This window comes from Listeria farberi, assembly GCF_014229245.1.
Lineage (GTDB): Bacteria > Bacillota > Bacilli > Lactobacillales > Listeriaceae > Listeria > Listeria farberi.
This window is the reverse complement of sequence record NZ_JAARZJ010000008.1, coordinates 20079-33168: the sequence shown is the minus strand read 5'-3', so window position 1 is coordinate 33168 and position 13090 is coordinate 20079. Positions and strand designations below refer to the sequence as shown.

The window sequence follows — 13090 nt, the reverse complement described above, 5'->3', positions numbered from 1 at the left end:
TAAATAGAAGGTTGGGTTTTCATTTACATATTTAATTCACTCGCCGCTTCCTCATCCAGCACAACTGTAAAATTAGGGTGCAACTGGAAAATCGAGCTTGGAATGTCTTCTGTTACTGGGCCTTGTAGTGCTTTTTTGATAATTGCTGCTTTTTTCTTGCCGTTTGCGAATAGGATAACTTCTTTTGCGTGCATGACGCTTTTTGGTCCCATTGTTACATAGTATTCTGGGACTTTTTCTGCGTCGCCACCAACTTCTCCTAGCAAAATATCGAACATATCTGGGCGCGATTGGACGGAAACAAGTCGCGTTTCATCGCCGAATTTGGTTACGCCAGGTAGGTTTCCGCAAAAGTGACCATCTTCACCAATCCCGATTAAAATCGCATCCAAGCCACCAACTTCCTTCAAATGCGCTTCATGTTCTGTATAGTTTTTCGTATCTAACATATGAATTTGCTCTTCAGGAATTCCCGCCGGATCAAAGTACATCGCTTTTAAATTGCCAATGGTTACGCCATATTTTTCGTCTCCAATTGGAATTTCGTCAAAATTATAATAGCTGACATTCTTCAGTGGTGCTTTCTCCTTCATTTCTTCTACCATCAGTTCATACATTCGCTTCGGTGTCGAGCCTGCTGTGATGGCCAAATGAACCAACTTGTCTTGATACATTTTCCCTAAAAGCAGTTGCATCGTTGTTTTACTCATATTTTCGTAATCTTTTTCCACAATAATTTTCATTTTTTTCACCTCTCGCTTTGAATTACCTTTATGATAAAGTGTATAGTAACTATAGAGTCAAGACGAAAGGGTGATAAATGTGGAACCGCTTTTTTCCATTGGGGAAATGGCAAAGAAAAGCCAACTCTCCATTCAACGATTGCGCTATTATGACAAGATTGGTCTTTTGGTCCCGGCTTTTACCGATCCGACTTCCGGGTATCGCTACTACAAAACGGCTCAAGAAGAACAACTCAACCTTATCCAAGCATTGCAGTATATGGGGTTTTCCTTGCAAGAACTGAAACAATATCTCGACAAAAACACATCAGAAAGCTTGCCCGAGTTGCTTATTAAATATCAGCAAAAACTAACTGAAGAAGAAGCCCGAATTGCTCGTAAAAAGTGGCTTCTTGAGCGTTATCAAGGTTTACTAAAGCGCGATTCTGAAAAGAAGGAACTAGTACTTCCCGCTCGCCTCTTGCTTACAGAACGGCTTCTCACACCTGTTCATTCTAATATTCTAAATGACCCTGCCTTTCATCAAGAAGTTCAGGAAACAGTTAGACGCCTTGGTCTTTCGAAAAGCTATCAGCAGTTTCCAGGTTTTTTTATAATAGACGGGCAGGCTTACCTTTTCATCGAATTGGATCATTCCGTTGGGGCGCCTGGCGAACGACTTTTACTATCTAGTGAGCGGCAATCTTTTATCACTTCACAAACCTCAAAATCATATCCAGAAAATGAAAATTATCTTTTACAAGAAACGGTCGCCTGGATTAATCAAGAGCTGGTTCGTGGTTATTCCTATGAAACAAAATTAACTTTTGAATAGATATTTTAGAAAGATTGGTTATAATAGAAAGAAATAACGTGGAGGTGGGCGCCGTGGAAATCAAGCAAATCAAAGCAAAAGACACGCAAGATATTAGGCACCGGGTTCTTCGCCCAGAACAACCTGAAGAAAACGCAATTTACCCTAATGATGAAATGGAAGGTACGTTTCATTTAGGCGCTTTTGAAAAGGATGTTTTACTTGGAGTTGCGAGTTTTTATCCTGAAAAATCGACTGTTATTATGAATCCTTCCCAGTACCGAATTCGCGGTGTGGCGACAGAACGCCAGATGCGCTTGAAAGGCCTCGGCACAGCATTACTTGCAGAAGGTGAAGCGGAAATTTGGAAGCGCGGCGCAGAAATTATCTGGTGTAATGCGCGAATTGTCGCAGTTGGTTTTTATGAAAAACATGGCTATCGTAAAGTTGGCAAATCGTTTGTCATTCCTGGCATTGGCGAACACTACTTAATGACAAAATTAAATCCTAATAAAAAAGTGGACCAAGATAGCTAATATCTTGGTCCACTTGCTTTTTATAATTTAGAATAAGGTTGCGTATGAATCATCCAGGAAATGCCGTACTCATCAACAAATTGCCCCATTTTCCCACCCCAAAATTGCTCTTCAAAAGGTAATGTCACTGTCACTCTTCCCGATGAACTTACTTTTTCAAAGAAAGCATCCGCATCAGCTACAGCTACTGGATCCTCACTGTTAGAATCGAGCATAATCGAGATTTGGTTGGATGGTTTTACTTCTTTTCCAAATGAATCCGAACAAAATAAATTTGCGCCAAGGACACTAAATCCGCCATGAACGGTAGTGTTTTCCAAGTTTTCTTTTGCCAGTCCGAACATTTCGCTATGTTCCTCGCTTACGGGTAACCGCGAAACATTTGTTGCTCCAAACACTTCTTCATAATATTCTAAAGCCTCTTTTGCATTTTCAAAAGCTAAATACGGGTAAATTTTCGCCATATGAATCGCTCCTTTGTTTTTAAGACACTAGTAAGAAAATACCCAATTCGTTTTTCTCTAAACTATCTCAGGATTTTTAAAAATTCGGCGCCATGTTTTGCTCATAATCACTAGACAGACGGTGAACGCTCCTAAATCTGCTAATGGGAAAGCGTACCAAATACCATCTAAACCGAAGAACTGCGGTAAAATAAGTAAAAGTGGTACTAAACAGATGATTTGACGCATTAAGGAAATGATAAAGGAAATCCTTGCTCGACCAAGCGCTTGATAGAGCCCTCCGCAAACAATTTGGAACCCGATTGTTGGAGCAGCTAGTAGCATAAATCTAACAGCGGTTGTTCCTTGGGCGATTAACTCTGGGTCGTTCGAGAAAATTCGTACGAGCATTCCTGGGAAAATTTCTACCAAGCCCCAAGCAATTAGTGACATGACAGTTGCTGCTATCATTGACACTTTGACAGCTTTCATTACACGTTCGAATTGTCTCGATCCGTAGTTAAATCCTACAATCGGCTGCATCCCTTGTGTTACACCATTGATTGGCATAATTACAAAAGAAGCAATTCGGTTCGCAATCCCGTATACCGCAATCGCCATCGTTCCACCATAAATATTAAGCATCCAGTTTACCGCAACCGTTACGATACTCCCTGCGGACATCATAATAAATGACGGGAACCCGATTGCCATAATCCGGCGAATCAGCGGGAAATCCATTCGGAATGAGAACCCTTTTAAAGATAAAGTACTTTTTCCTGATAAAAAGTAAATCAAGAGCCAAATCGCGCCAACAGCCTGCGCAATGACGGTTGCAAGCGCTGAACCACGAACGCCCATACCGAATCCCATAATGAAAATCGGGTTTAAAATCATATTTAAAATAGCGGAAATAATCATGGTTAACATCGCTGTTTTTGCATTACCTTCTGAACGAACGATATTATTCATCGCCATCGCAAAGGTTTGGAACACTGCGCCTAGTAAAATAAGCGATAAGAAATCACTGGCAATATCATGAATATCCGCTGGTGCTCCAAAAAGCGTAATAAGTGGATCTAAAAAAATAAAAGTTACAATTGCAATAAAAATGCTGGAAATAAGTACTAACCAAATAACTTGATGGAATACTTTATCGGCATGTTTTTGTTCCCCAGCACCGAGCGAGCGGGAAATAATCGAAGCACCACCAATACCAAACATGGCTGCCATCGCCATCAATATCATTTGAACCGGAAAAGCGATTGAAAGCGCCGCAACCCCTGATGGACCAACGCCATATGACACAAAAATCGTATCAACTATATTATACATTCCCATAACAAACATACCGATAAATGCCGGAATCGACAAACGTGCCATGAGTGATGGAATGCTATCTTCACCTAACCGTTTACTCTGTTCTTTCATTCGACCTCTCCTCCTTCAACTGCCATAATCGCATTATCAGAAAGTCGTCCTATCAAATGCATTAAGTCATCTTTTTCTTCTTCGCTAAATCCTGCCGTTAAAAGTGCAGACCATTCAGCTGTAACTTCTTCAATTAAATTGCGCATCTGAAAACCTATTTCTGTGACAAAAATCCGCTGAATACGTCGGTCTTTCATATCCATTTCGCGGCGAATCATACCTAGTTCTTCTAGACGTTTAATGTGACGCGTCACACTCGCTTTATCTACCATAAACCTCTTTGCCATTGATTCTTGAGAAATACCATCTTCTTTATAAAGCGTCCATAAATACCGTAATTGACCTATATTAAGACCAGTTTCATGTAACTTTTTATTTTTAAAAGTGCTTTCCGAACGATGAATAATTGCGATGGCTTTCGCTAAACTTTCCTGTCTATCTGCCATTTATCCGACTCCTCATAAAAAAATCCGCCACATAATTAGTTGCGGCGTCAACCATTATAGTATAGCAGTAATTTGGTTGACTGCGCAACCTTTTTATTTCCCGGGTAATAATTTGACTTCCTATCTTTCTTTTGTAAAAATAAAGAGTAGAGAAGGGGTGCTATCCACTGTGCATATTAAAATATTAAAAAATAGATATCCCAATATAGTCGTTTCAAAAAACCCAATAAAATCAACTACAGATACGTTTTCTTTTTTCGAGGAACCGTATTATTTTACTATTCCTAAAAGTGACCTTTCAGGAGAAGAAGTGGAGTTACTAGATACTTTATTTCCAGAACCATTACCAACATTTACAAAAGAATCTACTCAGTTTTGGTTCGATTTGTTATTTGGAAAAGAAGCAGTCACGATTACGAATGAAAAAGAAACTTACCGGATAACACAGTTTCATATTAAAACCACAACCACCAAAAGCATGTTGCAAGAATGGCAAAAAGCGCTACTCAGTTTCTTTAGTCCAGATGCTGAACTAATTATGTTTTCGGCTAGTTATGGTGTGATTATTGAAAAATCCACCAGTTCACTCCTCGGGGAAGAAGAACTTATTGCCGTTGCCGGTACCCTTGAAAATGATTTTTATATTCCATCTACTTTCTTTATGGGGCTCTTCCACCCGTTAAACGCTAAATTACGTGGCTTATTTGCAGAGGAACGTACCATTTTTGACCATAATAATCGTGAAGTTGTCCAAACCGTCGCTTCCGAAAGTTTAAAAGTCATCGCGCTAAGAATGAAAGAAAGTTTAATTACGAGTGAACTCAACAAGCTTTTCCATCAAGATGATACTTGGATTCCTTTAATTCATACGCTTTTTAAAAACCAAGGAAACATCAGCCTCACTGCCAAAGAACTTTTTATGCACCGGAATACCATTCAATATCGTTTGGACAAATTCTATGAACAGACAAACTTATCACTCCGCAAAATGGATGGGTTGCTCTTAGCTTATCTGTCTACACTTCAAACAAATAGTAGCAATCATGAATAAATTATCATGGTTGCTTTTTCGCTTGACTTAAAGTTAACTCCAAGGAATACAATCATTATAGAAAATCAGTAAAGGAGAATGGCTATGACCAAAAATAAAATTAGCTTTTATGTGGTGGATGCTTCGGAAGACTTAACAATGAATATCAAAGAAGCGAGTGAAAAAAGTGGTGTTTCTGCTGATACAATTCGCTACTACGAACGCATTGGTTTAATTCCACCTATATATCGTAATGAAAATGGGATTCGTAAATTTGGCGCAGAAGACATACGCTGGATTTTGTTTAGTCGCCAAATGCGCCGCGCTGGTTTATCTATTGAAGCATTAATTGATTACTTGGCACTTTTCCGGGAAGGCGAACACACGCTGGAAGCTCGCGCCGAATTGCTGAAAGAACAACGCATTGAGTTGAAAAATCGCATTGATGTTATGCAAGAAGCGCTTGATCGACTTGACTTCAAAATAGATAATTACGATACCCACCTCATTCCGGCTCAAAAAGAACTAAAAGATTTTAATGTCGAAAGGGGGAATTTATAATGAGTACACTAGAAAACAGCGTTATTTTTGATAAAGGTGAGTTGATTACAAATGACTACTTTACCGGTAATGCTTATTTAAAAATGCTTGTCCCTGAAGATACTGCTTACAATTGTCCGATTGGGAACGTTACGTTTGAACCGGGAGCCAGAAACAACTGGCATAAACACGACGGAGGGCAAATCTTGCTTGTAACAGGCGGAACTGGCTACTATCAAGAGGAAGGAAAACCCGCTCAGTTGCTTAAAGAGGGCGACGTGGTAACTATTCCTAAAGACGTAAAACATTGGCACGGAGCTACGAATGATAGTTGGTTTGTCCACTTAGCCATTTCGACAAATGTGGATTTAGGCGGAACTACTTGGTTAGAGCCCGTTTCCGATGAACATTACAATAATTTATAACGAAAAAACCCGCTTGCCTTATTTCAAGGTTGGCGGGTTTTACTCATTTACTTACATAAGCTAAAATATCTTCCGGTCTTTCAAAGACAAGTTCTGCACTTTCAAAGCCATCTGTTGTTTTCGCACCCCAAAGTGCTAAGCCAAAATGAGCTCCGGCCGCATGGGCGCATTTCATATCGTACGAAGAATCACCAACATAAAGCACCTCATGTGGCTCTCTTCCAAGAATTTCTAACCCTTTTAGTAGTGGATCAGGATGAGGTTTATGGTTTTCCGTATCACTCGCACAAACAATTGCTTGAAAATGATCCTGAATATCAAATGGATAAAAACCTTTTTCCATTTCTAATGCATTTTTAGAAGTAACTACGCCGCTTTCTGGGATAGCATGCAGTACTTTATGAATGCCTTCGAAAACCTCTACTTCTTCAATAAAAGTTGCTTCTCGTTCAATCCATTTGTCCAACACTTTCTCTTGGTCTAAAATGTTTAACTGGTCAACCGCAGCTGCTCCAGTAATTCCAAGCACAAATCTTAATTCATCCAGTTCGTAACTTAATCCTTCTTCGGCTAAAACCGCTTGAAGAGAATGCAAAACAGCTCTCTCCGTGTCTAGAATTGTTCCATCTACGTCAAAAATTATTGCTTTATACATATAATTTCCTCCTTCACGATTTAGCGAAGTTGTGATAATGGTGAGTTGTATATCTCGCTTTTTTCTTATTTTCAGCTTTTTTTATATCCGAGCTATTAGTGCCTTTATTTTGAAGCAAATCCCGAAATTCGCGCAAATTAGCATGAGAATTTCCATTTATTTCAAATTCGATATTATCACAGCTAAAAGTGAGCAAGATTTCCTCTTCTTCTCTAACCAACGCAATATGTCCTAATTTCGCAACTGGAAATGTTTGCCGTTTTTTCATACCTAAGCTGAAGTTTTGGTCAAAAACAAGATAGTCTCTATCGATGTAAAACTCTCCGAATTGATATTCCATTCCTAGGGCTGAATTAATCTTGCATACTCCATCTAATTTCATATCATTCGCCTCCTTCATCACCTTATATATTAGTTTTAAATGATGAAATGGGTTTCATGTCAAGCAATTTCATAAAAATTTTTAAATAAGTTTCTTTTGTTGTTCAAAAATATTTAGAATTAAGTCAATGACAATCAAAAGTGGTGCATGGTGATGTTTAAATAACTCTTCATCAAATACCTCGCTAGAAGCATAGATGATTGTCTCTACATACTGTGAAATAGGAGCATTAGGATTATTAACAATAGCGATTACATTCGATAAATTATATTTTAAATGTTCTGCGAGTGAAAGCGTGTTCTCTGTCCCACCGCTTTCAGAAATAATTATTATTAAATCGTCTCTTTCAACAATTTGCGGCAAGATATCAATGATAAACGAGTCATAAGTAAATACGACATTCTTTTTAGAAGTAACTAAACTCTTTGAAAAATATTCTCCTAATGTTTTTGTCATCCCAAGACATGCAATATAAATCTTGGGAGCATATAAGATTCTCGTGGCTACATTCTCGATTTCTTTTTGAGGTAGTTGTTCAATTCCTAATTGTACTGTTTCTAAAAAAGTAGCTGAATAATTTTTGGAAAAAGGTTTTGCTTTTGTTTTATCTGCATGTAGCAAAAACTTAAGTTCAGAAAAGCCCGATAGCTTTAATTTATGGCACATTCTAATAACAGTGGTCGTGCTTACATTCGTCTCCTCTGCTAGCGAAGTGAGCGACATTTTATCAAGATTAGAAATATGATTATCAATATAGAAAAAAACTTGTTTTTCAGCAGGACTTAGAAATTCAATTTGTGGGGCAAATAAACGATAAAGCGAAGTGACCGACATAATAATACCTCCATAGACATCTGAATTAATTTTAGTATACAGAAATAAAAGTGATTCAACAACACTCCGTACAATTGTACGAATTCCGTACATTTTTCAAAAAATAATATGGTATAACTAAAGTAACCTAGGGAAAAGAGTGTTAATAAAGGAGCTGATAGCATTGAATTTAAGCGATATTACATCAGAGGCGCTTATCTTTTTAGATAAAGATTGGTGCACTAAAGAAGAAGTATTTGATGGATTAATCGAGGCTTTACACAATCAAGGAGTTTTGTCAGATAAAAATGAATTTAAAAAAGCTGTCTTAGAGCGCGAAAAAATTTCTGAAACTGGCTTAGAGAAAGGTTTTGCTATTCCGCATGGCAAATCTAAAGCTGTAAAAAAAGCTGCTTTTGCATTTGCTCGTATCAATCAACCAATTAATTCTTGGGGGAGTATTGATTCAACAAATGAAGTAAAATATATCTTTTTATTAGCTATTCCAGAAAATGAAGCTGGATCAACTCATTTAGAACTTTTAGCAACTTTAAGTAAGCGTTTACTCAATCCAACTTTTATAGATAGCATTTCTACCGCTCCGACAGTAAATGAATTTATGCACGTACTAGATTCCGAACAAAACCAAGAGGAAAAAGCAGATTATAGTCGGAAAATCGTAGCTATTACAGCATGTGCAGCGGGTATCGCCCATACATATATGGCAGCTGAAGCCCTTGAACTAGCTGGTAAAGAGCTTGGCATTGAAGTAATTGTTGAAAAACAAGGGGCCAATGGTATTGAAGACCGTATTACTCCCGAAATTCTTAAAGGGGCAGAAGCAGTCATTTTCGCTACTGATATTTCTGCAAAAGATAAAGAACGTTTTGCTGGATTGCCTTTTATTCAAAGACGTGTTGCTGAGCCACTTCGTAGTGGGAAAGAAATGATTGAAACTGTGTTAAGTAAACCAGATGGCTATGTAAAAGCTGATACAGAGGGCTCAGAACAACAATTTGATAATAATAAGAGCAGTGCTTTCTCGCAAATTTATCGTGGTATTTTAACTGGTATTTCTTATATGTTACCTGTTATTGTCGCAGGTGGTTTAATGATTGGTATTGCCCAACTTGGTGCAACTGCCTTTGGTCTTGAAAAAGTTATTGGTAACCCAGAGTATGCGACAAACTCTAATCAGCTTATTGTTATCTTCCATTATCTTGGTTTATACGGAAATATGATTATGAAATTCATGTATCCGGTTTTCGGTGCCTTCCTTGCTTACTCGATTGCTGACCGTCCCGGGCTTGCTCCTGGATTTATTGGTGGTGCTTTCGCAGCCGGGCTACATTACACCTTCTGGGGTGTAGATGGTGGTATACCATCAGGATTCTTTGGTGTACTAATTTTAGGTATTATTGCCGGCTTTGTTGCTAAATTCTTAAATGAAAAAATTAAATTACACAAAAATTTACAAGCTATGAAACCAATGTTTCTAATTCCAGGTATTACTGTTTTAATCTTGTTCTTCGTCAATTACTATGTGGTTGATCCAGTTTTCGGGGGATTAAACGCTTGGTTACAAGAGCTAATTATTCAAAATCAAGATGCAAGTGCTGTACTACTTTCAACTATTATCGCTTGTCTGACTGCATTTGACCTTGGCGGACCAGTTAATAAAGCAGCTGGAGCTATCGCTATTGGACTTGCAGCAGATGAGATTTTCCCGCTAACAGCTCGCGTTCTAGCAATCGTTATCCCTCCAATTGGAATTGGGCTTGCGACTGTCCTAGATAAATATGTTGTTAAACGTCGTGTTTTTGATGAGAACTTACGTGTTGCTGGTACAACGTCTATTTTCCTAGGATTTATCGCTATAGGAGAGGGCGCGATACCATTTATGCTACAAAATCCGCTTATCACGATTCCAATTAATATGATCGGCGCTTCTCTTGGCGCAGTAACTGCAGTATTACTTGGTGCAGTACAATGGCTTCCACTTCCAGCAATTTGGGGCTGGCCGCTCGTTGAAAATTTCTGGGCCTATGCGATTGGATTAATTGTAGGTATCGCCTTTATTACATTCGCAAATATCTTCGTACGTTATGGCTTAATCAAACGTAAAGAAAATAAAATCAAATAAATAAATAAGCTGACAGGTACTCTAGTTAGTACCTGTCACTTAATTTGAGAGGTTTTTAAAATGAAAAAAAATAAAATTGTACATGTTGTTGCACATTCACACTGGGATCACGAATGGTATTTCACCATGGAAGATTCCAATATCTTATTAATTGAGAACTTAGATTATCTTTTAAACGTTTTAGAAACAAAAGATTCTTTTACTAGCTATTCTTTCGATGGTCAAATGTCTGTTATTGAGCGCTACTTAGATATTCGTCCAGAAAATAAAACACGCGTTCAAAAACTTATTCAAGATCGTCGGCTTTTTGTCGGCCCTTGGTATACACAAACCGATAGTCTATTAGTAAAAACGGAAGCTGTTATTCGCAACTTACTTTATGGTTATAAAATGGGCGAAGAATTTGGGCATAGTATGAGTATCGGCTATTCTCCGGATATTTTTGGGCAACATGCTTATCTTCCAGCTATATATAAATCATTTAACATGAAGCATAGCATTTTCCAACGTGGTGTTTATAATGATCAAGTACAAGATGATCTTAACTTCCACTGGACATCTCCTGACAACCAGTCCATCCCAACTAACAATATTTTCTTCGGTTATGGACCAGGTAAATTTTTAAGCAGTGAAAAAAGTTATGTAGAAACGCGTCTTCTGCCAATTTTAGATCGACTTGCTGAAATGAACACACATACAGATGTCCTTCTTTTACCAGCAGGTGGCGACCAAGTTCTTGTTCGTGAAAACTTCCCGGAAATTGTTGCAGAATTAAACGAGATGGACTTAGGTTACACCTTCATTCTTTCTGATTACGAAGCATTTATGAATGACGCTTGGACTTCTACTTTCCCGAACGAGATAACTGGAGAACTGCTTGCTTGTCAGAAATCTCGCATCCACCACACATGTCGCTCAGAACGCTACGATATTAAACGTCTTAATTACTTAGTAGAAAATAGATTAGTCAACATTTTAGAACCACTTGCAACAATGGCAAACAAATTTGGTATCAAATATCCAAAACCTTGGTTAGATATCATTTGGAAAAAATTATTTGATAGCCATGCTCATAACGGTATTGGTGCTTCGAATTCAGATGACGCAAACCACGACATCGTAGTCAGACTAACAAGTGCACTTCGAATGACAGATGGTTTAATTAATCTTTTGAAGAAGCAAATCACAAAGGCTGTTAGTCAGAAAATGGGCGACGAAAATATTGCGCTATTATTCAACACTAATCCTGTGCCGCAAGAAAGAACGGCAAAACTAACATTATTCACTCCTGAAAAAGCGTTCCAACTTCTCTCAGGTGAGGAAGAAGTAACTTTCAGCGTTCTGCATCAAGAAAAACTAGACGGTGGACGAAAAGTTATCGTAACAGCAAAAGGCGAAAAAGAAGTCGCTGTACCAGATTATTACCGTACAGAAATCTGTCTTAAAAGCGGTCTAATCCCTGCACTTGGTTATACGACTCTGCAAGTTAAGCCAATCGCTACAGAGATGGATCAATTAATCAGCCTTTCCAAACAAACCATTGAAAATGAAACAATCATCGTTCAATTCGAAAACGGGAAAATCAATCTTTTAAATAAAGAACAACAAAGCATTATAAATGACCTAATTCGCTTCGAGAATGTGGCTGACGCTGGGGATTCCTTTGACTTCTCACCACTTGAAGGCGACCAAACCATCTATATCGAAACAAGCGAATTACTAACCGTTGAAAAAAATCATCTATATAGCAAAATGATGTTAAAACATACTGCTTTAGTTCCGAAAGATTTAGAAGCCCGCGCACAAAAAACAAGTACAGAAACATTTGAAATTTTAACGGAAATCGAACTTTTTGACGGCGAAGAATTTGTTCGTGTTCGTCATATCATTGACAATAAAGTAAAAGACCACCGCATTAGAGCATTGATTAAAACTAATGTGACTGAACCTAAATTTTCTTACGCAGACCAAGGTTATAGCTTCATGAAACGTAGCGTCATAAACCCTTATCTTGCAAATTGGCGTGAGGAAAAATTTGTTGAAGCTCCTGTGCCGATTTTTCCAGTGGAAAATATTGTCGCTGTTTCAGAAGAAAACGCAACACTTGCTTTATTAGTTGGCGGTATCAAAGAATATGAAATCTTACCGAAAACCGCTGAAATCGCATTAACTCTTTTCAGAAGTAATGGTTTGCTTGGAAAAGATGATCTAATGTGGCGTCCAGGCCGCGCTTCCGGTATTAATAACAAAGTCGTTCCTACACCAGACGGTCAAATGCTTGAAGAAATGATTTTTGAATATGCTGTGTATGTACAACCTGAAAAACTAAATGAACAAACGCTCTACGCGCAATCTAACATTTTTGAAGGTCATACAGAAACCTATCACTTACAAAACCTAAATACATTTGAAGAGCGCCTAGAACGTTTTGAAGTGGATTATCCAATCGACCGTCTGCCAGCTCAAAATTCTATCTTTGAACTGGATAACCCGAACGTATTCATGAGCACTTGCAAAAAATCGTGGGATGGTACTGGTACAATTATCCGCCTGTTTAATCCAGCTGATACAGAAGAAACGGTTCGCTGGACAACTAACGCTTCCAGTTTTGAAGTTTCATTAGCTGAGGAGAAAATCGCAAAACTAACAGAAAACACTATCTGTATTCCTAAAAAAGGATTTGCAACTATTTTGTTGGAAGGAGAATAAT

At 38.1% G+C, this 13090-nt stretch carries 14 protein-coding genes; 7 read left to right on the top strand and 7 right to left on the bottom strand.

Annotation, left to right across the window (positions count from 1 at the left end):
* Window positions 1–23: 23 nt before the first annotated feature.
* The gene (locus HCB45_RS08380) at window positions 24–743 is read right to left on the bottom strand and encodes a glucosamine-6-phosphate deaminase (protein WP_185319728.1); all 720 of its coding nucleotides are present in this window, start codon (window positions 741–743) and stop codon (window positions 24–26) included.
* A gap of 79 nt (window positions 744–822) precedes the next feature.
* On the opposite strand from HCB45_RS08380, the gene HCB45_RS08375 reads away from it, so the two are divergent.
* Together HCB45_RS08375 and HCB45_RS08370 are read left to right on the top strand one after the other, a co-directional pair.
* Window positions 823–1557, top strand: a complete 735-nt coding sequence (locus HCB45_RS08375; RefSeq protein ID WP_185619560.1) for a MerR family transcriptional regulator — start codon at window positions 823–825, stop codon at window positions 1555–1557.
* A 53-nt stretch (window positions 1558–1610) separates the two neighbouring features.
* On the top strand, window positions 1611–2072 hold the full coding sequence (locus HCB45_RS08370) for a GNAT family N-acetyltransferase (protein ID WP_185319726.1): 462 nt from the start codon (window positions 1611–1613) through the stop codon (window positions 2070–2072).
* A gap of 20 nt (window positions 2073–2092) precedes the next feature.
* Here HCB45_RS08370 and HCB45_RS08365 read toward each other — a convergent pair whose 3' ends face one another.
* Genes HCB45_RS08365 through HCB45_RS08355 form a run of 3 tightly spaced genes read right to left on the bottom strand, consistent with a single transcriptional unit; the run spans window position 2093 to window position 4392 of the window.
* Complete coding sequence (locus HCB45_RS08365) at window positions 2093–2536, bottom strand: VOC family protein (protein WP_185619559.1); 444 nt, start codon at window positions 2534–2536, stop codon at window positions 2093–2095.
* A gap of 57 nt (window positions 2537–2593) precedes the next feature.
* Window positions 2594–3946 carry an MATE family efflux transporter gene (locus tag HCB45_RS08360; protein ID WP_070006604.1) on the bottom strand — a complete coding sequence of 451 codons (1353 nt, stop codon included), beginning with the start codon at window positions 3944–3946 and terminating at the stop codon, window positions 2594–2596.
* Entirely contained in the window at window positions 3943–4392 is a 450-nt protein-coding gene (locus HCB45_RS08355; protein WP_185319723.1) for a MarR family winged helix-turn-helix transcriptional regulator, read from the bottom strand. Before HCB45_RS08355 ends, HCB45_RS08360 begins: the two co-directional genes overlap by 4 nt.
* A gap of 169 nt (window positions 4393–4561) precedes the next feature.
* Between HCB45_RS08355 and HCB45_RS08350 the strand changes: the two genes are divergently transcribed.
* The 3 genes from HCB45_RS08350 to HCB45_RS08340 all read left to right on the top strand — a co-directional run bounded on the left by HCB45_RS08350 (window position 4562) and on the right by HCB45_RS08340 (window position 6387).
* Entirely contained in the window at window positions 4562–5443 is an 882-nt protein-coding gene (locus HCB45_RS08350; RefSeq protein ID WP_185619557.1) for a helix-turn-helix domain-containing protein, read from the top strand.
* Between the two features lie 84 nt (window positions 5444–5527).
* Complete coding sequence (locus HCB45_RS08345) at window positions 5528–5983, top strand: MerR family transcriptional regulator (RefSeq protein ID WP_185619555.1); 456 nt, start codon at window positions 5528–5530, stop codon at window positions 5981–5983.
* A complete protein-coding gene (locus HCB45_RS08340; protein ID WP_185319720.1) occupies window positions 5983–6387 on the top strand; it encodes a cupin domain-containing protein in 405 nt (134 codons plus the stop codon). Before HCB45_RS08345 ends, HCB45_RS08340 begins: the two co-directional genes overlap by 1 nt.
* Window positions 6388–6430: 43 nt before the next feature.
* Here the strand turns inward: HCB45_RS08340 and HCB45_RS08335 are convergent, their stop codons facing one another.
* The 3 genes from HCB45_RS08335 to HCB45_RS08325 all read right to left on the bottom strand — a co-directional run bounded on the left by HCB45_RS08335 (window position 6431) and on the right by HCB45_RS08325 (window position 8258).
* Window positions 6431–7042 carry an HAD family hydrolase gene (locus HCB45_RS08335; RefSeq protein WP_185619553.1) on the bottom strand — a complete coding sequence of 204 codons (612 nt, stop codon included), beginning with the start codon at window positions 7040–7042 and terminating at the stop codon, window positions 6431–6433.
* A 13-nt stretch (window positions 7043–7055) separates the two neighbouring features.
* A complete protein-coding gene (locus tag HCB45_RS08330) occupies window positions 7056–7424 on the bottom strand; it encodes an RpiR family transcriptional regulator (RefSeq protein WP_185319718.1) in 369 nt (122 codons plus the stop codon).
* An 81-nt stretch (window positions 7425–7505) separates the two neighbouring features.
* Window positions 7506–8258, bottom strand: a complete 753-nt coding sequence (locus tag HCB45_RS08325; protein ID WP_185319717.1) for a MurR/RpiR family transcriptional regulator — start codon at window positions 8256–8258, stop codon at window positions 7506–7508.
* A gap of 163 nt (window positions 8259–8421) precedes the next feature.
* Between HCB45_RS08325 and HCB45_RS08320 the strand changes: the two genes are divergently transcribed.
* Together HCB45_RS08320 and HCB45_RS08315 are read left to right on the top strand one after the other, a co-directional pair.
* Window positions 8422–10380, top strand: coding sequence for a fructose-specific PTS transporter subunit EIIC (locus tag HCB45_RS08320; protein ID WP_185619551.1), 1959 nt, complete (start codon window positions 8422–8424; stop codon window positions 10378–10380).
* 60 nt (window positions 10381–10440) lie between these two features.
* Window positions 10441–13089: a glycoside hydrolase family 38 N-terminal domain-containing protein gene (locus tag HCB45_RS08315; RefSeq protein WP_185619549.1), complete on the top strand. Its 2649-nt coding sequence runs from the start codon at window positions 10441–10443 to the stop codon at window positions 13087–13089.
* Window position 13090 lies beyond the last annotated feature (1 nt).

Coding starts and splice junctions, on each gene's coding strand:
- HCB45_RS08355 (WP_185319723.1), bottom strand. CDS start 4,392: ATGGCAGATAGACAGGAAAGTTTAGCGAAAGCCATCGCAATTATTCAT.
- HCB45_RS08325 (WP_185319717.1), bottom strand. CDS start 8,258: ATGTCGGTCACTTCGCTTTATCGTTTATTTGCCCCACAAATTGAATTT.
- HCB45_RS08315 (WP_185619549.1), top strand. CDS start 10,441: ATGAAAAAAAATAAAATTGTACATGTTGTTGCACATTCACACTGGGAT.
- HCB45_RS08345 (WP_185619555.1), top strand. CDS start 5,528: ATGACCAAAAATAAAATTAGCTTTTATGTGGTGGATGCTTCGGAAGAC.
- HCB45_RS08340 (WP_185319720.1), top strand. CDS start 5,983: ATGAGTACACTAGAAAACAGCGTTATTTTTGATAAAGGTGAGTTGATT.
- HCB45_RS08360 (WP_070006604.1), bottom strand. CDS start 3,946: ATGAAAGAACAGAGTAAACGGTTAGGTGAAGATAGCATTCCATCACTC.
- HCB45_RS08335 (WP_185619553.1), bottom strand. CDS start 7,042: ATGTATAAAGCAATAATTTTTGACGTAGATGGAACAATTCTAGACACG.
- HCB45_RS08365 (WP_185619559.1), bottom strand. CDS start 2,536: ATGGCGAAAATTTACCCGTATTTAGCTTTTGAAAATGCAAAAGAGGCT.
- HCB45_RS08380 (WP_185319728.1), bottom strand. CDS start 743: ATGAAAATTATTGTGGAAAAAGATTACGAAAATATGAGTAAAACAACG.
- HCB45_RS08330 (WP_185319718.1), bottom strand. CDS start 7,424: ATGAAATTAGATGGAGTATGCAAGATTAATTCAGCCCTAGGAATGGAA.